Source organism: Mesorhizobium sp. LNHC229A00, from assembly GCF_000502415.1.
In the GTDB taxonomy this organism is placed as follows: Bacteria; Pseudomonadota; Alphaproteobacteria; order Rhizobiales; family Rhizobiaceae; genus Mesorhizobium.
Genome location: NZ_AYWQ01000073.1, coordinates 1 through 1,536 on the forward strand (window position 1 = coordinate 1; position 1,536 = coordinate 1,536).

1 protein-coding gene is annotated in these 1,536 nt (G+C 55.0%); it reads right to left on the reverse strand.

Translation table 11 applies throughout. From position 1 onward, the window contains the following. A partial coding sequence (locus X742_RS140540) for an HU family DNA-binding protein (RefSeq protein ID WP_031248809.1) occupies positions 1-240 on the reverse strand: 240 nt, incomplete at its 3' end. Positions 241-1,536 lie beyond the last annotated feature (1,296 nt).

Genomic DNA, 1,536 nt, shown 5'->3' on the forward strand with positions numbered 1-1,536 from the left:
GACGATCTTCTTCGAAGCGGCTATCTTGATCGTGGCACCAGTCGACGGATTGCGACCCTCACGTGCCGGTTTGTTCTGCACCTTGAATTTGCCGAAGCCATTGAGGCTGATTTCCTCGCCCTTGGAAGCGGCATCCGCAATGCCTTTCAACACATCTTCGACCACGGATTTCGCTTGCGTTTTCGACAGGCCGTGCGCGTCTGCAAGGCGTTCGGCAATATCGATCGTGTTTACAGCCATCGTTTCCATCCCTTCTGAGTTGGTTCAGCGATTGGCCTTATGGCACATGCAGTTCCGCACTGTCATCGTAGCGACGGACGGAATCCGGCGTAAACCAACGGTCAAACCGTATTTCCACCACTCTTGCCAACAAAAAGCCCAGCTGCGCTTCTCTTCACCTCGGCATCAAACGCCCGACGCGAGGGGGGGGCGGACCTTTCCCGACAATGCCTCACGTGCGTGGGGCGTCAGCGTAGCCGTGTCATTCGGCAACGAGGAGGATCAGGTGCGACCAAGACATACTCGCCTTCGATCTCAATCTTTCCCGCATCGAAACGACCGACGGCAGGAAATCGTTACAGCGTAGGATGCTTGGGAGCCGGTGCCCTCAGCAATCGATCGCCTTGGAGCTGCCCAGAACGCGATGGCGGTTCAGCTCCAAGATAGGGAAATCGGAGGTCCCTTCATCATCTATTGGCGTAGTGGCCGACACTGTCTTGGCGCCTGAGATGACCTTTTTTGATCGAAGCGTCGAAGCGTTTCGGCGCAGGACGATAGGCCCTTGACAGATCGTAGCCATTGCAGCGTTTCCTTTCGCCCGTTAGTTCCAAGCCTCGCCCACGGCGTCCTCGAATGGATTGGGTCTGACCGAAGACCGCCTTCGCTTCACTCAGCTCGATCGTCTTCCCGCAACGATGGCGCTGCGTTTTCTTCCCCTGGCCGCTGCGCGTCCATTCCTCGCGATCCAAGAAAGCCTCGCGTCGCCGTCTTCGACTTCGTTTCAGCCCCTAGTCGTCGATATCGGGCATTTCGTCACTTCTGGTCAGTCAGAGATCTGAAACTGACGTAGCGATACCAACGGGCTTTTAGATACCAACAAAAATACCAACAACTTGGCTCTCGGCATTGGATTAGGTCCAGCGCCCGAGAAAATGCTCAAAGTGCGCCTGCGTCGGGGGTTCGAAAAGATTCAGCGTGTTACTATAGGTGAAGCTCTGCAACTCGCCCTTAGAAGAAAGTGGCGGGGAAAGACAAAACGGGAATCGAATTGACGTTACAAGTAACTGAAAAGGTAGAGCGCTACATCGCAATATCCACTATCGAAGAGGCGTTCTTCTGCTATCGGAGCATGCAGCTTAGTCCAAAACTTTCCAATTGGGACAGCGCAAGCCTTGCCCTCAGAAGGCATGGCTGACGGTGGAAGCGCGACTGGGCAGCTTCCTGATCAAAGCGCGCAAGTGCGTTGAACGGCTGCTCAAACAAGAGCTTGAAATAGTCAGGTTGAACTGCGGGTATGTCGTCGGCAACTGGGCGCAT